Source organism: Nonomuraea sp. NPDC003709, from assembly GCF_040610775.1.
GTDB classification, from domain to species: domain Bacteria; phylum Actinomycetota; class Actinomycetes; order Streptosporangiales; family Streptosporangiaceae; genus Nonomuraea; species Nonomuraea angiospora_A.
In genome coordinates, this window is record NZ_JBEXMW010000006.1 from 124308 (window position 1) to 144073 (window position 19766).

The window sequence follows — 19766 nt, forward strand, 5'->3', positions numbered from 1 at the left end:
ACGGTTAGCCAAATAGATAGCGGTTACCCAAAGGGGTGTCAAAGCGCCGGGGGCGCGAGGTCGGACTCGTTCCAGATCCGCAGGACTCCGTCGCCCCCGGAGGTGACGAGCACGCACCGGCCGTCGACGATCGCCGGCTCCATCGTCGTGATGCCGTGCCCGTGCGCGTTGACATGGCCGACCTCGGTCCCGTCGGTGGCGTCCCATAGGCGCAGCGAGTCCTGGGCCGGGGTCACCACCAGCGGCCGCCCGTCCACCGTCATCACCGCCACTGACTCCAGAGCCCCGCCCGAGGCAGAGACCGGTCCGTACAGCGGCTCGTCCGGTTCGGCGTCAAGGGCCCAGGCGTACAGTTCGCCCTTCTCGGTGACCGCGACGATCGCCGTGCGCTCTGCGAGAGCGCAGGCGGTCACGGCCCACACCCGCCCCTCGTACGGGTAGAAGGAGCCGAGCTCGGTGAGGCTCGCGGCGTCCCACACATGGGCTCCCGAACCGCCCGCCAGGATCAGACGGCGGCTGCCGACCTGTGCCGTCCCCAGGCAGGACAACTCGCCCACTTCGTCAAGCAGGGTGTCCGTGCCGTCCGGCGACCAGAGCCGCACCTCCTCGGAATACTGCTGCGCGGTGACGAACCGGCCGTCGTGCGCGATGACGTCGGCGAGGTAGGCGCCGTTGAGCGGCGTCCGCCACAGGAGCTCACCGCTGCCGAGATCCCACAGAGCCGGCTCCTGCTCGTCCCCGCCGGCCGCCAGGAGGAGCCTGCCGTCAACGGAGAGTGCGGCGACCATGTCGATGACGTTCGCGGCATCGGGGAACTGCGCCACGATCGGATCGCCCGCGTGCGCGTACGGCAGGGAATGCCCCGACCATTCGCCGGTCGACGGAGACCACGTCCACACCCCGCCCCACCTGTCCGCGCAGACGATCAGGGAGCTTCCCTCGTGGCGCACAACGGAGAGGTCGCGGATCGGGGAATCGGTGGGGATCGTTTCGCTCATGATCATCCGCAGAGTGTAGCCACCCGCTGCGGGCCACCATCGGATACGGCCGGAATGCGACGGAAGGTGCAGAGACCGTGAGGCCGGGGCCACGTTGTCGCTTCAAGCCGACTTGAAGTCAAATAGCATCATGGATGATGAGCTTCTTCCGATCGGCGAGGTAGCGGCGCTGTTCGGGATGGCAACCTCCGCCCTGCGCTACTGGGACGAATGCGGACTGCTGCCGGCGGCCGAACGCCGGTCAGGACGGCGTTATTACCAGGCCGAGGACCTGCACCGCATCGCTTTGATCCGGACGTGGCAGGAGACCGGGTTGATGAGCCTGGAAGAGATCGGCACGGTGCTGACCGCCGGGGGCGACGGGCAAGACTGGCGGACCATCGTGCGGGGGCGAGTGCGGGCCATCGACGCCCAGGTCGAACGGCTGGGTACCGCCCGTGCCTACCTGGAACACCTGCTGGAATGCCCCAACCATGATCCGGCGGGCGACTGCCCGTACCTGCGGGAGGCCACTCGCCGATGGACCAAGGCCGATCGCGGTCAGTCGAGCAGTGGTTCGGAGGCGGGCACCGACTCGGCGGGCAGTCGCTCGGGAGCCCGCCGCTGAACGGCCAGCAGGACGGCGGCCACGAGCGTCACGGTCCCGGCCACCAGCAGGCTGAGCCGCATCCCGTGCACGTGATCGCCGCTCCCGGCGACGATCGTGCCGAGCACGGCGACGCCCAGGGCCGTACCGACCTGACGGGAGGTGTTGACGGTGGCAGCGGCGATGCCCGACCGTTCCCGCGGCACGATCTCCAGCACCGCGGCCGCCGCCGGCGTGATCGCCAGCCCCTGCCCGATCCCCGCGACCACGAACAGCGCCGCGACCACCGCATAGGAGGTGTCGGTATCGAAGACGGCCATCGCGCCCAGCGCCGCGCCCGTCAGCACGTATCCGGTGAGCATCGGCAGCCGGGGGCCATGCGCGGCGTTCAGTCGCCCGGCGGCCAGCGAGGCCGGCAGGACCGCGAGGGTCATCGGCAACAGCAACAGCCCGGTCTCCATCGCCGAGTGCCCGCGCAACTGCTGCAGATACAGCGCCGACAGCAGGAAGAACGCGCCGTTGGCGGCGAATCCCAGTGCGATCGAGGCCAGGTTGGTGATGGTGAACCGGGCATCGCCAAACAGCCCCATCGGCAGCAGCGGCCGGACAACCCGGCGCTCGACCAGCGGCACCAATGCGGCGGCCAGCACAGCGGCAGCCAGTGAACCCATCGTGATCCATGATCCCCAGCCGTGAGTCCTGGCCTCGATGATCCCGTACGACAACGCGCCCAGCGCACCGATCACGAGCACCTGCCCTGCTGGATCCAGCGCCGCGTGCTGCGGATCAGCGCTCTCGGGAATCGCGCGCAGGCCGATCACGATGGCGACCAGCCCCACCGGCACGTTGACCAGGAAAATGCTGGGCCAGCCGAGCGTGTCCACCAGCAACCCGCCCAACAGGGGACCGGCGATGACGGCCAGAGCACCGGCCATGCCCCAGTACCCCATCACCCGAGCGCGGGCCCGCGGGTCAGGCACGGCCTGCCCGACCAACGACAGCGCACCGGGAACGATGACCGCCGCCGCGGCCCCCTGCAGGCACCTGCCGGCGACCAGGACCGCGAGTGCCGGCGCCAAGGCGCACAGCACCGAGGCCACCACGAAGACTCCCATACCGGAAAGGAACATCCGCTTACGGCCGTAGCGGTCTCCCAGCGATCCGCCCGACAACATCAACGCCGCCAATGCCAGCACGAACCCATCCACCATCCACTGCAGCCCGGCCAGATCGGTGTGCAGATCGGCCTGGATACTCGGCGCCGCCACATTGACGATCGTCAGGTCCAGCAACGCCACGAACGTCCCCGAGAACGCCGAGACCAGCAGCAGCACATTGCCGGGCCGCCCGCTTCTCACATCCACTTGCGCAATCTCCTTCGATGAGCGCGCCATCACGACGGGCCAACCGTAGAAGTTCAAGCCGACTTGAGCTCAAGGCCTCACCACCGAGGAACCCGGCAGGTCACTCTGCTTGGCAGGAATTGGTACACGCCGGTAACGTCCGATCCTGTGGGGCGATTGAGGACCAATTCCGGACTGGCCGAAGACTTGCTCATCGAACTGGACCGCGACGCCGGGGTGCCACTGCACCGGCAGATCGAGGCGTCCATCCGCGCGAGCATCCGGGCCGGTCGGTTGCGAGCGGGTACGTCGCTGCCACCCACCCGCACTCTCGCGGCCGGGCTCGGGGTCTCCCGCGGGGTGATCGTGGAGGCCTACCAGCAGCTCGTGGCCGAGGGCTACCTTGCCAGCCGATCGGGCGGTTACACCCAGGTCGCCGCGTCGATGCCACCGGCCGCCGCCAGCGCGAGCTCCGCGACTTCGATGGCGGCTTCGACGGCGGCTTCGACGGCGCAACCGGCCACCCGCAGCGTCGGCTTCAGGGTCGACTTCGGGTACGGGCGCACCGACGTGTCGCAGTTCCCGCGGGCCGCCTGGCTGCGCTCGGTTCGTACCGTGCTCACCACCACACCCAACGACCGGTTCGCCTACCTCGACGGGCGCGGCGTACCGGAACTGCGCCAGGCCCTGTGCGACTATCTCAACCGGGTACGCGGCACGCTGGCCGTCCCCGACAACGTGGTCATCTGCAACGGCTACGGGCAGGGCATCTCGCTGCTGATCCAGGTGCTCGCGCGGCGTGGCGCCAGGCGGATTGCCCTGGAGGACCCGTCGTCCGACGACGATGCCCGGGTGCTGGCCGGGGCCGCGGGACTGGACGTGGTCGGCATCCCGGTGGGTCCGGACGGCGTTCAGGTCGACGCCCTCGACCTGGCCGACGCCGACGCGCTGGTCCTCACGCCGTCGCACCAGTGGCCAACCGGCGGGGTGCTGTCGGCGGCGGCGAGGGCCGAGGTGATCCGCTGGGCGAGGCGCCGCGGCGCGATCGTGGTCGAGGACGACTACGACGCGGAGTACCGCTACGACCGGTCTCCGGTGGGCGCCATGCAGGGCCTGGCGCCCGATCACGTCGTCTACTGCGGCACGGCCAGCAAGACGCTCGCGCCGGGGTTGCGGCTCGGCTGGATGGTAGTGCCTGCCCAGCTGGTCGACGACGTCGCCGCGGCAAAGCTGCTCGCCGACCGCGGTTCGTCGGTCATCGACCAGCTGACGTTCGCCGACTTTCTCGGCCGCGGCGAGTTCGACCGTCACCTGCGCCGGATGCGTCCGGTGTACCGGCGCCGCCGCGACGCGCTGCTGGACGCGCTGCGCACCCGTCTGCCGGATCTGCGACTGGCCGGGATCGCCGCCGGGCAGCACGTGGTCGCCTGGCTCCCGCCCGCCCTCGACGAGGCGGCGGTGGTGGCGGCAGCCGCCCGGCACGGGCTCGGCATCCAGGGCGTCGGGCCGTTCCGGATCGCCGGCGCCGGGCCCGGTGGCCTGATCTTCGGCTACGCCATCCTCAGCGAGAGCGCCATCGCCGAGGGGGTCGCGCTGCTGGCGACGGCCATCCGGGAGGTACGGGGATCCTGACGCGCGCCGTCACAGTGCCGGACGGATGTTCTGGTTCAGGTGGAACACGTTCGCCGGGTCGTACGCGGTCTTCACCGCGGTCAGCCGGGCCAGCTTTGCGGCCGAGTACGCCCGCCGCACGCCGCGCTGCCCATCGGCCAGTTCGTCGGCCGTCAACGAGTTGACGTAGATCCCGCTGGCGTACGGCTCGAGCGAGGCACCGGCGGCGCGAGCGGCACCCATCCTGGCGTCGTCCTCGACCGGGTCGGTCCAGCGGGAGCCGGCACCGAACTCGAACATCGTGCCGCGGTGGCTGAACGCCGCGTCCGCTTCCGGGACATCGGCGATCGCGCCGCCGTGCGCCTGCAGGCCGACGCCCGGCAGGTCCAGGCTCGCGCTCAGGTCGGAGCCGCCGCGCAGCAAAAACGCCTCGATCGCCGCGGTGGGAAAGCTCCGCAGGTAGTGCCCGTTGGAATAGCGGCGGTATGCGTGGCCGCCGGTGGAGTCCTCGCGTTGCTGAAGTTCGAGGTAGGACGGTGTGGTGACGCGGGAGGCAACGGGACGCCCGAGCGCCCGCATCGCGGGCAGCAGCCGGCGACCCTCGGCCGGGTCGCCGACCCACACGAACCCCAGCGTGGCGATCGGGCCAGAGGGAGCGCTGCTGACACTGGCGGTGAACGTCGCCTGCCGGGGCGCGACGGCGTTCAGGTCGCGCCAGCCCTCGATGACCGGGACGGCGTCCTCGGCGCGGAAGTCGAACTCGGCGACCAGCGTCCGCGTGCCGGTGTGATGCAACTGGAACTCGAACTCGGTGACGATGCCGAAGTTGCCACCACCGCCGCGCAGGCCCCAGAACAGGTCGGGGTTGTCGGTACGGCTCGCGGTCACCACGTCGCCCTCGGCGGTGACCATCGTGTAGGAGACGACGTTGTCGCAGGCCAGGCCGTACTGGCGGGCCAGCCAGCCCATGCCGCCGCCGAGCGTGAGCCCGCCGACGCCGGTGTGTGAGACGTTGCCGGCGGTGGTGGCCAGGCCGTACGCCTGGGACGCCCGGTCCAGCGCACCGAGCAGCGCGCCGCCCTGCACCCAGGCCCGGCGACGGGCCGGGTCGACCCGCACGCCGCCCATGGGCGTCAGGTCGATCATGAGACCACCGTCAGGCACGGCGAAGCCGGCGGCGTTGTGGCCACCGCAGCGCACGCCGATCTCGAGGTCCAGTTCGCGGGCCATCCGCACGGCGGCGACCACGTCGGCGACGCCCGCCGCGCGGACGATCATGCGTGGACGCCGGTCGATCATGGCGTTCCAGACGGTACGGGCGGTGTCATAACCGGCGTCGCCAGGCGTGAGCACCTGGCCGTCGAAGCGAGCTGCTGTCGTCGTCATGCCACTCAGCCTGGCAGGAATCGGTACCCTCGATAAGGTCCGATTCCGTAGCCCAATTGAGGACCAATTCAAATTCGCCCGTCGTCGACGGGCTACGCGGCCGCGGCTTCGTGGACGTCGCGCAGCACTCCCGAGGGGTCGGTGGTGTACCCGACCATCAGGCGCTGCCGATGCGGAGTGCTTCCTTCAGGAACACGCGGTAGACGCTCGGCGTGCCCTCGGTGGTGATGACCTCGACGACGGAGCGGACGTTGCGCTCCTCGACGGCCTCGCGGATGAGCGCGTCGGCCAGGTCGCGGCGTGAGGTGAACCGGCCGACCATCTGCGGCGGGCCGACGGTGTAGCCGGTGACCGCGTCGCCGTCGAACAGGCCGGAGGGGCGGAGGACGGTCCAGTCGAGGTCGGTCCGGGCCACGAGCTCTTCCATGCGGGCGGCGTCCTCGTAGAGGGGGCGGCCCATTCTGAGGAGCATGGGCACGATCACCTTGCGGTAGACGAGGGTCTCGCCGGGCGGGGGTTTCATCGGCACGCCGGTCGAGGTCACGCAGACCAGGCGCCGGACGCCGTGCGCGGCCATGGCCGCGACGATGTTCGCGGCGGACCGGGAGAACGGGGTGGGCACCTCGGAGCCGTAGGGGACGCCGAGCGTCGAGATCACCGCCTCGTGCCCGGCCACCACCCGGTCCACCGCCTCGGGGTCCAAGGCGTCCGCCTTCGCGACGTCCAGCGCGGGATCGCCGAGAGGGAACGCCTCCGGATTCCGGGTGACGGCGGTGACGGTGTGGCCCTCGGCCAGTGCCTGGGCGGTGGTGAGCCGCCCTGTCGGGCCGTTGGCCCCGAAGATCACGAGCTTCACGTGCTTCCCTCCCGTGGCTTGCGCCGCGACATCGGCGTTTTACGCATCATATATTCATTATAAGTAGCGTAAAAGCTCGGCCCGGGTCGCACATGCACGGGCCGAGCCTGACGACACCGGCTCAGGCCGGGGCGGGCAGCTGGATCGAGGCGAGTTTGGCCGGGTCGACGACGATGTGGATGCCGGTGATCCGGCCTTCGGCGACGGTGAAGGCGATGACGGAGAGAGGGGTTCCGTCGGGGCGCCAGGACATGTGGCCGGGGATGCCGTTGACCAGCACGGGTCGGTGGCGGGCGGCCTCGCCGGAGAACATGCGGGCGCCGGCGGCGACCTCGGTGGCGCCGAGGGTGACCACCACGCCGCCGGGGGTGTCGACGGTCAGCTTCACGTTCGGGTCGAGGACCCGCAGGAGCGCTTCGAAGTCGCCGCCGAGGGCGGCGGCGCGGAATGCGTGGACGACCTCTCGGTGCTCGCGGCCGGGGCCCGCCGGCCGGTCCGTGGCTTGGACCTTGCGGCGGGCGCGGCTGGCGAGCATCTTGGTGGCGTCGGCGGATTTGCCCAGGATCTGGCCGATTTCGTGGAACGGGACCGCGAACATGTCGTGCAGGACGAACGCCAGGCGCTCGCCCGGGGTGAGCGAGTCGAGCACGACGAGCAGGGCGAGGCCGACCGAATCGGCCAGCGCCACCTGCTCGTCCGGCGCGGGTTCGTCGTGGGGCGTCACCACGAGGTCCGCATGCTCGTGCCCGTAGGCGGTTACGGGGTGGGCCTGGCGGGATCTCAGGAGGTCCAGGCTGATGCGGCCGACCACGGTGGTCAGCCAGCCCGCCAGGTTGCCGATGGTCGCCTCGTCCTGGCGGACGAGACGCATCCAGGCCTCCTGGACCACGTCCTCGGCGTCGGCGTGCGAGCCCAGCACGCGGTACGCAACGGCGCGCAGCCGATCGCGCTGGGCTTCGAACGCCTCGGTCACGAGGCCGGACGGGTGGGCGGTCACGGCTTTCGCTGCTGACGGAGCGAGACCCGGTTGCCGTCCGGGTCCACCGCCTCGACGCGGACCCCGAACGGATAGTCCACGGGTTCGGACTCTTCGAAAGTGACGCCGCGCCGGCGCAGGATCTCGAAATCCTTCCGCAGATCATCGGATTCGAGGATCAGCGGACCGGGCGCGCCATCCTGGCCCACGTCGCCCGGCCGGCCCGCGGCCGCCGCGTGCGACCACAGGAGGATCTGCACCGGGCTGTCGGGAACGCCCACGGTGAGGAAACGTCCGTCGGGCCCCCGGAAGTCGATCCGCTTTTCCAGGCCGAGTCCCTCGGTGTAGAACTCCAGCGCGCGGTCCTGATCGGTGACGTAGACCGTCACGTACATGATGTTGTTCAGCATCTTGTTCTCACTTCACTCGTTGGTGCGACGACCGTTCGTATTCGGTCGTCGCACTTATGACGAGTGCCGATGGGAGAAGGTAACAGGACCGCTCCGGGAGCCTCAATCGGCCGCGACTGCGTGCCGGACGCATTCGCGGAGCAGGGTGCGGCGCTGTTCGTGGACGTCGGAGGGTTCCTCGGCGGTCGCCGCATAGACGTTGCTGACCGGTGACCAGGCCATGGACATGGCGATGACCATGGCCATCACGTCGAACGGGTCTCCCTGGCGCACTCGCCCGGCGGCTTGGGCCTCGGCGATGGCACGCAGCTTGCGATCGTCGAGCCGGTCGTGCTCCTCCACGAGGTGGCCGGCCGGCCGGCGTTCCAGGCGCGCCCAGGTGGCCAACCGGATGAGGTCGGGACGGCGGAGGTACTCGTCGTAGAGGCGTACGGCCCAGTCTGCGAGGTCGGCGGCGTCGATCGGGACGACATTCACGATCCGCTCCAGCGAGCCGAAGAAGATCGCGTCGAAGAGCTTGTCCTTGTTGCCGAAGTAGGCGTAGAGCTGGGCCTTGTTGGTGTTCGCAGCGGACACGATCCGCTCGATCCGCGCCCCGGCGATGCCGTACTGAGCGAACTCCCGGGTCGCCGCATCAAGGATGCGCTGGTAGGTCGCGGCTCCGCGCGAGGTCAGGGGCTGGTCCGCCATGCTGATGACCTTACCAAACAGAACAGTTGGTTTGCCGAGCGCGCGACGCCGTGCCTACACTCCAATAAACCGAACAGTCTGTTTAAGGAGAACCGCAGTGCGGACCACGACCGGATGGCAGGCGGACGGCGCGACGGCGAGTCTGCGGCGCACACCGTTGCGGCGTCGCGACCTGCGCCCCGACGACCTCGCGGTCCAGATCGACTACTGCGGCGTCTGCCACAGCGACCTGCATGCGCTCCGCGACCACGACGACGAAGCCGGGCAACCCTTGGTTCCGGGGCACGAGTTCACCGGCGTGGTGACCGAGACGGGGCCCGCGGTCACCCGCTTCGCCGCCGGCGACCGGGTCGCCGTCGGCAACATCATCGATTCCTGCGGCGAGTGCGCCATGTGCCGGGCCGGCCAGGAGAACTTCTGTCACGCCTTCCCGACCCTGACCTACGGCGGCAGCGACCGGCAGGACGGATCGACCACCCTGGGCGGGTACTCCCGCGAGTACGTCGTCCGCGACCGGTTCGTCTACCCTCTGCCCCCTGGCCTGGACCCGGCCGGCGCCGCCCCGCTGCTCTGCGCCGGCATCACCGTCTGGGAGCCCCTGCACACTCTGGGGGTGGGGCCCGGCAGCCGCGTCGCCGTGGCAGGCCTGGGCGGCCTGGGGCATCTCGCGGTCAAGATGGCCGTGGCCCTCGGCGCCACGACGTCGGTCATCAGCCGATCCCCCGACAAGGCCGACGACGCGCGCCGGTTCGGCGCCCACGGGTTCGTCGTGTCCACGGATCCGGAACAGATGGCCGCGGCCCGAGACACGTTCGACGTCGTCATCGACACCATCTCCACCCCGCACGACCTCGGCCCGTATCTGCGGCTGGTCGCCATGGACGGCACCCTCAGCCACCTTGGACATCTCGGACCGCTCACCGTGGAGGCCATGGACCTGCTCGTGGGGCGCAAGAAGCTCAGCTCCGCGGGCAGCGGCGGCCGGCCTGCGACCGCCGCCATGCTGGACTTCTGCGCCGACAAGGGCATCACCGCCGAGATCGAACTGCTCCCCTCTGCGCGGGTGAACGAGGTCCTCGACCGCCTCCGCCGCAACGACGTCCGCTACCGTTTCGTACTCGACATGTCCGACCTGGATTAAGGACAGCCACGCGCTCACGGGAACGGCTGGAGGCCATCGCCCGGCAACACCGGGGAGTCTGCCGGCGACACCCCTGGGCGACCGCGCCCGCGATCTCCTCACCCCGGTTGATCTCGAGCGCGATGGTCCCCCTGGGGCTGGACCATGTGACTCTGCTGAGAGCCGTGACCACCCTGCTACGACGACATGGCGCCGTGGAATGTCAGGCGAGACCTCACATTCCACGGCGCTGTCTCGTCGTAGTGGTGAGAGCGATTGCGACAAGGAAAGACGACATATCATGACCACCCGATCAGAGCCAGGAGACAACCGGCGCGATCCGAGCCTGAGCGCGATCATGAGCGAGCGGCGTCGGCTGATCAATCTCGCCTACCGGCTGCTCGGCTCGCTGGCCGACGCCGAGGACGTCGTGCAAGAGACCTACACCCGCTGGTACGCCATGCCCCCGCGGCAGCAGGAGGCCATCGAGAGCCCCGGCGCCTGGCTGACCAAGGTCGCCGGCCGCATCTGCCTGGACCTGCTCGGCTCGGCCCGGGTCCGCCGCGAGAGCTACGTGGGCGAATGGGTTCCCGAGCCGCTGCCCGACCGTACGGAGTGGACCGGCGCGCGGCCGGGCGACCCCGCCGACCGGATCACCCTCGACGAGTCGGTCACCATGGCGTTCCTCGTGGTGCTCGAAGCGATGACCCCGGCCGAGCGTGTCGCGTTCGTCCTGCACGACGTCTTCCGCTACTCCTTCGCCGAAGTGGCCGAGGTCGTCGGCCGTACCCCGGCGGCCTGCCGCCAGCTCGCGTCCTCCGCGCGCCGCCGCATCCGCGAGTCACAGACGCCCGTGACGCCGGAGGCCCGGCAGGCCGACGTCGTCAGGGACTTCAAGCAGGCATGGGAGGCCAAGGACATCAGAGCCCTCGTCGACCTCCTAGACCCCGACGCCACGGCGATCGCCGACGGCGGCGGCCTGGTCACCGCCATGCTGGAGCCGGTCGAGGGCGCCGAGCGGATCGCGCGCTACCTGGTCGAGGTCGCCGGCCTGGCACCCGACCTCGTGTTCCTGGAGCGTACGGTCAACGGTCAGCCCGGCCTGGCGGCCCAGCAGGACGGGGAGACCGTGGTGGTCATGGCGTTCGACGTCGCAGGCGAGCGGATCAAGCACCTGTGGGCCGTACGCAATCCCAACAAGCTCCGGCCCTGGACGGCCTGACGCGCGCGGCGATGAAAGACGTCCACCTGACATTTCGCACGGCTCTGTCGTCAAACTCCTGAGACGAACATTGCGAAAGGAAACTGACCATGGAATCCGTCAACCTCGCGATCATTTACTACAGTGCCACCGGCACCGTGCATGCCTTGGCGCGAGCCGCCGCCGAAGGTGCGGAAAAGGCCGGTGCCAATGTGCGACTGCGCAAGGTTGCCGAAACGGCTCCGCCGGAGGCGATCAACGCCAATCCGGCCTGGGGCCAGCACATTCAGGACACCGCCGACGTCGTCCAGGCCGGCCTCGACGACCTGGAGTGGGCCGACGCGGTGCTGTTCGGTACCCCCACCCGCTTCGGCAACCCGGCCAGCCAGCTCAGGGCGTTCATCGACACCACCGGGCCCCTGTGGTTCCAGGGCCTGCTCGCCAACAAGGTGTACTCGGCTTTCACCGCCTCCAACACCGCCCATGGCGGGCAGGAATCCACCATCCTGGCGCTGGGGAACACGTTCTACCACTGGGGCGGCATCATCGTGCCTCCCGGCTACACCGACCCCATCCAGTTCCAGTCGGGCAACCCGTACGGCACCTCCCACGTGGCCGGCGACGGCGCACCCGGCGACGTGCCCTTGGACGCGGCCCGCTACCAGGCCCGCCGAATCGTCGACACCGCCGCCTCACTCAAGGCCGGCCGCGCCGCCTGACACCACACATTCCTTGAACGGAGGATGCAATGACTACGAACGATGCCGAATTTCTGGCCTTCCTGGAAGGTCGAGTCGATGCCTGCCAGGCAAAGGACATTGACCGGCTCATGTCCCACTATTCTCCCGACATCATTTATTACGATGTCGTTCCCCCGCTCCAGTTCGCGGGGTCCGACGAAGTCCGCCGCAATTTCGTGCGGTGGTTCGACGAATATGACGGCCCCATCGGCCTGGAAACGCACGAACTCAACATCGCCATCAGCGGAGACGTCGCGTTCGCGCACATGCTCCACCTGGACACCGGAACCCTGAAGGACGAGTCTGATCGCGTGATGTGGGTACGATCGACGGTCTGCTGCCGCCGGACCAGCGGCAAGTGGCTGATCACGCACGAACACATCTCGATGCCGTTCGACCCGGAGACCCTTCAACCCTGGGTCCCACCGGCGGTGTGAGCCGGCCGCTTGACGACAGCGACACCGCCCGCCCGGCATTCGTGACGGCCGATCCCGCATCGTGTGATGAAACGATGACAACCCGGCTGAGCTCCGCATTCGTCTGATTGCCTGCTGGCCATGCGATCGACGAACCTCTCTCGCCGGTTCCACCACGGGTACACCGGCCTGATCCTGGCTGTCGCGACCGGGCTCACACTCGCGGGTTGCGGCGCGTCCGCGACCTCCCCCGGCGCGGCGACCCAGCAGACCGCCACCGGTGTCAAGGTGCTCTGGATGGGTGACTCCATCGCGGGCGCGCAGGCCCCGGCGCTGGAGGCGGCGTTGAAGGCCGCGGGCGTGGCGTTCAGGAACGCCACGTCCGACGGCGGCGGCAACGTCGTCGCCGGTGACCACGAGGTGACGGCCATGGCGGCCAGGGACACCTGGAAGACGCTGAAGAAAAACCTCGCCTCCTTCCGGCCGACGGTGATCGCCTACCAGATCACCACCTACGACTGGGGCACCGCCCGCCAACAGCTGGCGGCCTACCAGCAGCTCTCCCGAACGGCCGCGGACGCCGGTGCCGAACTCGTGCTGGTGTCCGCGCCGCCGTTCAAGATCGACGATTTCTACAAACCCCACGAGAACGCGATCAAGACCGCGCCGGCGATGGCCGCCAAGTCCACGCACGTTCGCTACCTGGATGCCTCCGCGCTGTGGGGCAGCGACTACGCCGCCGCCAAGGCCCAGCGCGCCAAGGACGGCATCCACTCCTGCCAGCAGGGCTCGGCGGCCTTCGCCACCTGGTTCGCCAAGCAGCTCGGCGAGTTGGCCGGCTTCACCCCGGCCGCCCCCGGCGTCTGGGCCACCGGGCCGTGGACCGGAGACGAGCGCTTCGCCAAACTCGGCTGCGGCTGATGGGACCGACGACGTCGGCCCCGCGTCGCGCGCATGTCGGCGCGCTCGACGGGTTGCGCGGGCTCGCTGTCGCCGCGGTCCTGCTGTTTCACGCCGGGCATCTGCGCGGCGGGTTCCTGGGCGTCGACCTGTTCTTCGTCCTGTCCGGCTTTCTGATCACCGGCCTGCTGCTGGAAGAGCTCGGCAGGAACGGCGGTCTCCGCCTGGCGGCCTTCTGGGAGCGCAGGGCCCGCCGTCTGCTGCCCGCGCTGACCTTCATGGTCATCTCGACACTGCTGCTGGCCTGGGCGTTCGCCAGGCCTGACCTGCTGAGGTACGCCCTCCAGGACGCGCCGTGGGTGGCCGCCCAGAGCGTGAACTGGCACTACATCGGCGAGCGGATCGGCTACTGGAACGCCTCCGGCACCCGCCTGTTCGCCCACCTGTGGAGCATCGGCGTCGAATGGCAGTTCTACCTGGCCTGGCCTCTGATGCTGGCAGTGGCCGGGAGAGGGCCCGGCGGGCACCGGCGGGTGGCGCTCGTCGCGGTGGCCGGCGCGCTCGTCTCACTTCTGCTCATGATCAGGCTCGGGACGGCCGTGGACACCACCCGCGCCTACGAGGGCACCGACACCCGGGCCTTCTCCCTGCTCCTCGGCGCGGCCGCCGCCACGGCGCCCATCCGGAACGCGGTGGCCGGCCTGTCACGTACCGCCGTGGACGTGCTCTGCGTCCTGCTGCTGTGCGGACTGTTGGCCTCATGGCTGCTGACCGGCGGGGAAAAGGCCCCCGGCCTGTTCCAGGGCGGGATGTTCGCACACTCCCTGGCCGGCGCCGCGCTGATCGCGCTCCTGGCCCACGCACCGGACGGCCTGGCGGGCCGGGTGATCGGCAGCACCGTGCCGCGCCGGCTGGGCGAGCTCTCCTACAGCCTGTACCTGTGGCACTGGCCGGTCTACCTGCTGCTGCCCCGGCCGGTGACCGGGTTCGGCGGCTGGGGCTGGACGATCATCGCGGCCGGGCTGTCACTGCTGGCTGCGGTAGTCTCGAAAGCCACCGTCGAAGATCCGATACGGCTGCGCACCGGCTGGGCCACCGGGCGGCGCGGATGGGCGGCACTGGCCGCCGCGGCGGTCATGGCGGCGGGGCTGTGGGCGGCGATACCGCGGCCGCGGCCCGGCGCCGGGACGGTCGACGTGAGCAGGCTCAGCCAGTCATGGCAGAACGGTTCGCGCCAGGAAACGGAGGAACGGGCACATGCCGAGGGTCTTACGCCACGTGGCGGCCGGCCTGGTCGCCGCGGCGACGCTGGCGGGTTGTGGAATCAGCGACACCGATGTGCGCTCCGCCGGTGACCTGGTCCAAGGCGGCCTGACCGAAGACCTCGGTAGTTCGCTGCGGGTGTACTTCGTCACGCCTCAGGGCACCTGGCCGGTCTCCCGGCCGGCATCGGCCGCCGCCCGGGTGCAACAGGCCATGGATGCGCTGCTCGACGGCCCCACGGCGGCCGAGCGGGCACGGGGGCTGATCACGCAACTGCCCTCGGCGCCACGTCCGGTCCGCGCCAGGACGGCCAAGGGCCGCGTACAGCTGCATCTGCCATGGCTGGTGCGTGACCTGCGCCCGGCTGCGGTGAGCCAGCTGGTCTGTACGGCCGCTGAGGCCCCGGACGTCGGCGACGACCCCGTGATCGAGGTGTTCGAGCCCGGCATGCCGGGCCCGCCCTGGCCCGTCAGGTGCGACGAGAGCGGGTCGGCCGTCCCGGCCCACCAGGGAGCCTCCTCATGACCCGCGTCCTGGTGATAGAAGACGACCCGGCCGTACGCCGCGGCGTGAGCCTCGGCCTGCGCCACAGGGGCCACGAGACCCTGCTCGTCTCGACCGGCGAGGAAGGACTGGCCGAACTCATCGCGAGCGCGCCCGACATCGTCCTGCTCGACCTCATGCTGCCCGGCATGAGCGGCCTGGAGACCTGCCGCCGCATCCGCGCCTTCAGCCAGGTGCCCATCGTGATCCTGTCAGCCCGCGACGATGACGTGGACGTCGTCGTGGGCCTCGAAGCCGGCGCCGACGACTACGTGATCAAGCCGGCCAGCAGCGAGGTCATCGAGGCTCGCATGCGCGCGGTGCTGCGCCGTACCACCCAGCCCGCCTCCTCCGACCAGGCCCGCACCACCCACGGCGACCTGTTCGTCGACCGGGTCGCCCTGCGCGTGCTCAAGCACGGCGAGCAGCTCGCGTTGGCGCCGACGGAGCTGAAGCTGCTGCTGTTCCTGACGGCCGCGCCCGAGCAGACCTTCAGCCGCCAGCAACTCCTGGAACAGGTCTGGGAGCACAGCTTCCACGGCGACTACCGGCTGGTCGACGCGTGCGTGATGCGGCTGCGAGCCAAGATCGAGAACGACCCTCGCAACCCCCGCTACATCCAGACCGTGCGCGGCTTCGGTTACCGGTTCGGGCCGCTGTGATCCGCCTCGCCCGCGCCCGCGGCCTGAGAGCCCAGCTGGTCCTGGTGTTCCTCCTGGTCTCCACGATCAGCGCGCTGACCGCCGCCACGATCACCTACCGGCAGGGCCACACCGCGATCGTCGAACGCACCCAGGCCGACGTCCTGCAGGAACTACGCGCCAACCTCACCTCCCGGACGCCCGACCTGCCCGCCGACCCCGCCGAGGCGGATCTGCGCAAGCTGGCCCGGCAGCTGGACCTGGCGATGGGCACGCGGGGCCGGCACACCGCGCTGTCCTATCGTGGCGGCCCGCTCATCGCCGCCGGGAAGCAGGTGCCGCCGCTGCCCGCGCAGCTGCGCGACCAGGCGGCCTCGGCGCGCACCGCGCTGGCCCAGCGCTTTCACCACGCCGGGACGCCCTGGCTGGCCGTGGCCCTTCCCGTCACCGCCGCCGCACGCCCGCACGGCTCCCCGCCGCTCGTCGTCTACGCCTCCCTCTCCCTGGCCTCCCAGCAGCAGGACGTGGACAGCCTGGCGGCCGCCGCCCGCGCCGGAGCCCTCCCCGTCGCTCTGGCCTCCATCGTCCCCGCGCTGCTGGCCGCGCGCAGACTGCTGCGACCGGTACGGCGGCTGCGCACGGCCGCGGAACAGATGGCGGGAGGCAGCCTGGACACCCGCGTGAGCGTCACCGGCGACGACGAACTCGCCGACCTCGGCCGCACCTTCAACACCATGGCGGCCACGCTCCAGGCCGACGCGGCCGCACTCCGCGACATGGAAGCGCGGGCGCGGCGGTTCGCCGCCGACGTCTCCCACGAGCTGCGTACGCCGCTGGCGGCCATGAGCGCTGTCACCGGAGTCCTCGACGCCGACGCCGCCTCCGGCCGCCTCGCGCCGCTCACCGCCGAGGCGCTGCAGCTGGTCTCCGACGAGACGCGCAAGCTCACCCGCCTCGTCGAGGACCTGATCGAGGTGTCCCGCTTCGACGCCGGCGCCGCCGTACTGAATCTCGACGAGGTCGACCTGGGCGAGCTCATCGCCAAGACGCTCGATCTGCGGCACTGGCACGATCGGGTCCGCACCGACATCCCCTCGGGCCTGCGCGTCCGCCTCGACCCGCGCCGGGTCGATGTCATCCTCGCCAACCTCGTCGGCAACGCGCTGCGGCACGGCGGCCCGGCGGTGTCGGTCCTCATCCAGGTCCAGTCCGGTGCCGACCGGACCGTCGTCACCGTCTCCGACGACGGGCCCGGCATCCCCGCCGACCTTCTGCCCCACGTCTTCGACCGGTTCACCAAAGGCGACGCCGCCCGTACCCGTACCGAGGGCAGCGGTCTGGGCCTGGCCATCGCCGCCGAGAACGCGCGCCTGCACGGCGGCACCCTCACCGCTGCCAACGCCCCTCACGGCGGAGCCATCCTGGCCCTCGCCCTCCCCCGGACCTCACCCTGAACTCGTCCCATCCCCCGTGAGAGCTATCCCGAATGTCCCGTCCGGTGGGATGGTCACCGTGATCGCCCTGGTCGTGTCCGCCCTGCTGTTCGGCGCGACGCCTCTGGTCAACGTCAACGCCACGCTGTCCGGCCCGGCCCCGCTGACCGGCGGTACGTTCGGCCCCGAGGCCAACCTGCTCGCGCTGCTGGTCTGCCTGGGACCCACGGCCTTCTGGCTACGACGGGCCGCCCGCGTCGGCCGGATCCGGCACCGCCCGCGCCGGGCCGTGGCTCACGCCGGCTCGGATTCGTCCTCGAAGACGAAGTAGATGCTCAGGACGTACGGTTCCGCTTCACCGGTCGCGTAGTCCCACGAGACGTCCACCAGAAATACGTTGTGAGCCCCCACCCACTCCTGGGCCTTGCCGAACGCTTCCGCGGCGGTCCGTGCGGGAAACAGCAACCTGGCCATCGGATGGACTTGCGAGTCGGCATCGGAGTCGTCGAAGTCCGCCGGAACGTCGAGGCGCAAATCGGGCTTCATGCCCCGCACTCTGCCACATTGATCGCAGCGCCCGCCGATGAACGGCCCCGAACCCCGGGCCGACGCCTGCGGCGCGAGCGATTACGGGACGCTGATCGTGCTGTCCACAGTGCAAGATGTGATGCATGTTCGGATCGCCGCTGTCCGCCCGGCTTGAGCGTTGCAGCCGGATCCTCGTCGCCGGCGCAGGCGGGGGTTCCGACGTGTACGCCGGGTTACCCCTCGCCCTGACCCTCCGAGAGGCCGGCAAGAAGGTGCACCTGGCGAACCTGTCGTTCAGCCACCTCGACGCGCTCGACCTCGACGTCTGGCTGTTCGAGGACGTCGCGGAGATACGCCCGGACACCGAGGCCCGCGACTGGTACTTCCCCGAGGGCTGCCTGGCCCGCTGGCTGGCCATGCACGGCCAGCCGTCGACCGTGTACGCCTTCCCCAAGGTCGGCGTCCGCCCGCTGCAGGCCGCGTACGCCAAGCTCGCCGCGTACCTCGACCTGGACGCGGTCGTCCTGGTGGACGGCGGCACCGACATCCTCATGCGCGGCGACGAGGCCGGTCTCGGCACGCCGGCCGACGACATGACGAGCCTGGCCGCCGCCCACGCCCTCGACGTCCCCGAGAAGATCGTGGCCTGCCTGGGCTTCGGGGTGGACGCCTATCACGGCGTCAACCACGCACAGGTCCTGGAGAACCTGGCAGCCCTGGAGCGCGACGGCGCCTACCTGGGCGCGTTCTCCGTCTCCAGGTCCACGAAGGCGGGCGCGCTCTACCTCGACGCCGTCGCCCACGCCCAGGCCGAGCTGCCGGCGTACCCGAGCATCGTGAACGGCTCGATCGCGGCGGCCGTGCGCGGCGAGTTCGGGGATGTGCGCTTCACCGACAGGACCAAGGGCAGCGAGCTGTTCGTCAATCCACTGATGGCCATCTACTTCGCCGTGGACCTCGACGCGCTGGCCCGGCGCTCGCTCTACCTGGACCGGCTCCAGGACACCGTGCTCATGCGCCAGGTCCACTCCGTCATCGAGGCGTTCCGCGACGAGGTGACGCCCCGCCCGCCGAAGGCGTTCCCGCACTAGAGGCAGCCACCGTTCTCGTGTTTGTGTAATGGTAGCGCGGCATGAGACCGTTGCGAGGTGGACACCCTGGAACTGCTGGCGCATCCGGTACGGCTGCGGATCGTGCACGCGATGCGCGGAGGGCGCGAACTCACCACCGCTCAACTGTGTGCCCGCATCCCCGACAGCTCGAAGGCCATGATCTACCGGCACGTCGACCTGCTCGCGGCCAACGGAATCCTGGAGGTGGCCGACGAGCGGCGCGTGCGCGGCGCGGTGGAACGCCGCTACCGGCTACGCCTTGACCGGGTCGTCGTGGACGCCGACGCGGCGGCGGCGCTGTCGGCCGACGACCACCGGCGCGTGTTCGCCACGTCGATGGCCGTGCTGGTGGCCGAGTTCAACGCCTACCTCGATCGCGACAACGCCGAGCCGGCCGCGGACCTGGTCGGCTACCGGCAGCACGCCGTCTGGCTCAACCGCGACGAACTGGAGAAGATGATCCTCGAGCTGCGGCGCGTGATCCTGCCCCTGCTGGCCAACGAGCCGACGCCGGATCGCGCGCAGTACCTGCTCAGCCCGGTTTTCTTCCCGATCGAGCAGGCGTCCGCGGCCGAGACCGAGTGAGAGGATCCAGGACCCTTGACCGAATACACGCTGCGCCCGATCGGGCGCGTCGAGTCGACACTGACCGATCGGGCGGCGGCGCCCCGGCAGGCCGATGAGGGAGCGCCCGACGCCTGGCTCGTCTTCGACGATCGGTACGCCCCCGCCCTGGACGGCCTGACCCCGGGTGCCGACGTCCTGCTGCTCACCTGGCTCGACCGCGCCGACCGCGAGACGCTCACCGTGCACCCGCGCGGCGACACCACCCGGCCGCTCTCCGGCGTCTTCGCCACCCGCGCGCCCGACCGTCCCAACCCGATCGGCCTGCACATCGTCCACATCCTCGCCATCGGCGGCACGCGCGTCCACGTCCGCAACCTCGAAGCCCTCGACGCGACCCCGATCCTGGACGTCAAACCCCTCCTCACCCCCGACCGCTGACAGCCCGA

General features: G+C 70.3%; 23 protein-coding genes. 15 read left to right on the forward strand and 8 right to left on the reverse strand.

From position 1 onward, the window contains the following. Window positions 1-38: 38 nt before the first annotated feature. Window positions 39-1004 carry a hypothetical protein gene (locus ABZX61_RS19770; protein ID WP_355196354.1) on the reverse strand — a complete coding sequence of 322 codons (966 nt, stop codon included), beginning with the start codon at window positions 1002-1004 and terminating at the stop codon, window positions 39-41. Window positions 1005-1128: 124 nt separating this feature from the next. Between ABZX61_RS19770 and ABZX61_RS19775 the strand changes: the two genes are divergently transcribed. Beyond that, complete coding sequence (locus ABZX61_RS19775) at window positions 1129-1605, forward strand: MerR family transcriptional regulator (protein ID WP_355196356.1); 477 nt, start codon at window positions 1129-1131, stop codon at window positions 1603-1605. Here the strand turns inward: ABZX61_RS19775 and ABZX61_RS19780 are convergent. After that, on the reverse strand, window positions 1539-3005 hold the full coding sequence (locus tag ABZX61_RS19780) for an MFS transporter (RefSeq protein ID WP_355196357.1): 1467 nt from the start codon (window positions 3003-3005) through the stop codon (window positions 1539-1541). The genes ABZX61_RS19775 and ABZX61_RS19780 overlap by 67 nt on opposite strands. Before the next feature lie 90 nt (window positions 3006-3095). On the opposite strand from ABZX61_RS19780, the gene ABZX61_RS19785 reads away from it, so the two are divergent. Further along, window positions 3096-4559 (forward strand): PLP-dependent aminotransferase family protein, encoded by a 1464-nt coding sequence (locus ABZX61_RS19785; RefSeq protein WP_355196359.1) that lies wholly within the window; start codon window positions 3096-3098, stop codon window positions 4557-4559. 9 nt (window positions 4560-4568) lie between these two features. On the opposite strand, the gene ABZX61_RS19790 is transcribed toward ABZX61_RS19785, so the two are convergent. From ABZX61_RS19790 to ABZX61_RS19810, 5 genes are all read right to left on the reverse strand, one after another. Beyond that, window positions 4569-5924, reverse strand: coding sequence for an FAD-binding protein (locus ABZX61_RS19790; RefSeq protein WP_355196361.1), 1356 nt, complete (start codon window positions 5922-5924; stop codon window positions 4569-4571). A 157-nt stretch (window positions 5925-6081) separates the two neighbouring features. Next, window positions 6082-6780, reverse strand: coding sequence for an NAD(P)H-binding protein (locus ABZX61_RS19795; RefSeq protein WP_355196363.1), 699 nt, complete (start codon window positions 6778-6780; stop codon window positions 6082-6084). 121 nt (window positions 6781-6901) lie between these two features. Beyond that, window positions 6902-7777, reverse strand: a complete 876-nt coding sequence (locus ABZX61_RS19800; protein WP_355196365.1) for a sigma-70 family RNA polymerase sigma factor — start codon at window positions 7775-7777, stop codon at window positions 6902-6904. Then, on the reverse strand, window positions 7774-8166 hold the full coding sequence (locus ABZX61_RS19805) for a VOC family protein (RefSeq protein ID WP_355196367.1): 393 nt from the start codon (window positions 8164-8166) through the stop codon (window positions 7774-7776). Before ABZX61_RS19805 ends, ABZX61_RS19800 begins: the two co-directional genes overlap by 4 nt. A 102-nt stretch (window positions 8167-8268) precedes the next feature. Further along, the gene (locus ABZX61_RS19810; RefSeq protein ID WP_355196369.1) at window positions 8269-8856 is read right to left on the reverse strand and encodes a TetR family transcriptional regulator; all 588 of its coding nucleotides are present in this window, start codon (window positions 8854-8856) and stop codon (window positions 8269-8271) included. A gap of 97 nt (window positions 8857-8953) precedes the next feature. Here ABZX61_RS19810 and ABZX61_RS19815 point away from each other — a divergent pair, with 97 nt between their 5' ends. From ABZX61_RS19815 to ABZX61_RS19860, 10 genes are all read left to right on the forward strand, one after another. Beyond that, window positions 8954-9997 carry an NAD(P)-dependent alcohol dehydrogenase gene (locus ABZX61_RS19815; RefSeq protein ID WP_355196370.1) on the forward strand — a complete coding sequence of 348 codons (1044 nt, stop codon included), beginning with the start codon at window positions 8954-8956 and terminating at the stop codon, window positions 9995-9997. A gap of 280 nt (window positions 9998-10277) precedes the next feature. Further along, window positions 10278-11198: an RNA polymerase sigma factor SigJ gene (gene sigJ / locus ABZX61_RS19820; protein ID WP_355196372.1), complete on the forward strand. Its 921-nt coding sequence runs from the start codon at window positions 10278-10280 to the stop codon at window positions 11196-11198. Between the two features lie 89 nt (window positions 11199-11287). Then, window positions 11288-11896: an NAD(P)H:quinone oxidoreductase gene (gene wrbA, locus ABZX61_RS19825; protein ID WP_355196374.1), complete on the forward strand. Its 609-nt coding sequence runs from the start codon at window positions 11288-11290 to the stop codon at window positions 11894-11896. 29 nt (window positions 11897-11925) lie between these two features. Further along, the gene (locus tag ABZX61_RS19830) at window positions 11926-12354 is read left to right on the forward strand and encodes a nuclear transport factor 2 family protein (RefSeq protein WP_355196376.1); all 429 of its coding nucleotides are present in this window, start codon (window positions 11926-11928) and stop codon (window positions 12352-12354) included. Between the two features lie 120 nt (window positions 12355-12474). Beyond that, complete coding sequence (locus ABZX61_RS19835; protein WP_355196378.1) at window positions 12475-13254, forward strand: SGNH hydrolase domain-containing protein; 780 nt, start codon at window positions 12475-12477, stop codon at window positions 13252-13254. Further along, window positions 13254-14588: an acyltransferase gene (locus tag ABZX61_RS19840; protein ID WP_355196380.1), complete on the forward strand. Its 1335-nt coding sequence runs from the start codon at window positions 13254-13256 to the stop codon at window positions 14586-14588. Before ABZX61_RS19835 ends, ABZX61_RS19840 begins: the two co-directional genes overlap by 1 nt. Beyond that, a complete protein-coding gene (locus ABZX61_RS19845; protein ID WP_355196382.1) occupies window positions 14572-15021 on the forward strand; it encodes a GerMN domain-containing protein in 450 nt (149 codons plus the stop codon). Before ABZX61_RS19840 ends, ABZX61_RS19845 begins: the two co-directional genes overlap by 17 nt. Beyond that, entirely contained in the window at window positions 15018-15701 is a 684-nt protein-coding gene (locus tag ABZX61_RS19850; RefSeq protein WP_350730502.1) for a response regulator transcription factor, read from the forward strand. Before ABZX61_RS19845 ends, ABZX61_RS19850 begins: the two co-directional genes overlap by 4 nt. Beyond that, window positions 15698-17134 carry a HAMP domain-containing sensor histidine kinase gene (locus tag ABZX61_RS19855; RefSeq protein WP_355196384.1) on the forward strand — a complete coding sequence of 479 codons (1437 nt, stop codon included), beginning with the start codon at window positions 15698-15700 and terminating at the stop codon, window positions 17132-17134. Before ABZX61_RS19850 ends, ABZX61_RS19855 begins: the two co-directional genes overlap by 4 nt. A gap of 49 nt (window positions 17135-17183) precedes the next feature. Further along, window positions 17184-17444, forward strand: coding sequence for a hypothetical protein (locus ABZX61_RS19860; protein WP_355196386.1), 261 nt, complete (start codon window positions 17184-17186; stop codon window positions 17442-17444). On the opposite strand, the gene ABZX61_RS19865 is transcribed toward ABZX61_RS19860, so the two are convergent. Beyond that, on the reverse strand, window positions 17408-17659 hold the full coding sequence (locus tag ABZX61_RS19865; protein ID WP_355196388.1) for a hypothetical protein: 252 nt from the start codon (window positions 17657-17659) through the stop codon (window positions 17408-17410). The genes ABZX61_RS19860 and ABZX61_RS19865 overlap by 37 nt on opposite strands. Window positions 17660-17784: 125 nt before the next feature. Here ABZX61_RS19865 and ABZX61_RS19870 point away from each other — a divergent pair, with 125 nt between their 5' ends. Genes ABZX61_RS19870 through tsaA form a run of 3 tightly spaced genes read left to right on the forward strand, consistent with a single transcriptional unit; the run spans window position 17785 to window position 19758 of the window. Beyond that, window positions 17785-18732 carry a DUF1152 domain-containing protein gene (locus ABZX61_RS19870; RefSeq protein WP_355196390.1) on the forward strand — a complete coding sequence of 316 codons (948 nt, stop codon included), beginning with the start codon at window positions 17785-17787 and terminating at the stop codon, window positions 18730-18732. Window positions 18733-18789: 57 nt separating this feature from the next. Beyond that, complete coding sequence (locus tag ABZX61_RS19875; protein WP_355196392.1) at window positions 18790-19338, forward strand: helix-turn-helix domain-containing protein; 549 nt, start codon at window positions 18790-18792, stop codon at window positions 19336-19338. A gap of 15 nt (window positions 19339-19353) precedes the next feature. Then, a complete protein-coding gene (gene tsaA, locus ABZX61_RS19880; RefSeq protein WP_355196394.1) occupies window positions 19354-19758 on the forward strand; it encodes a tRNA (N6-threonylcarbamoyladenosine(37)-N6)-methyltransferase TrmO in 405 nt (134 codons plus the stop codon). The last annotated feature ends 8 nt before the right edge of the window (window positions 19759-19766 follow it).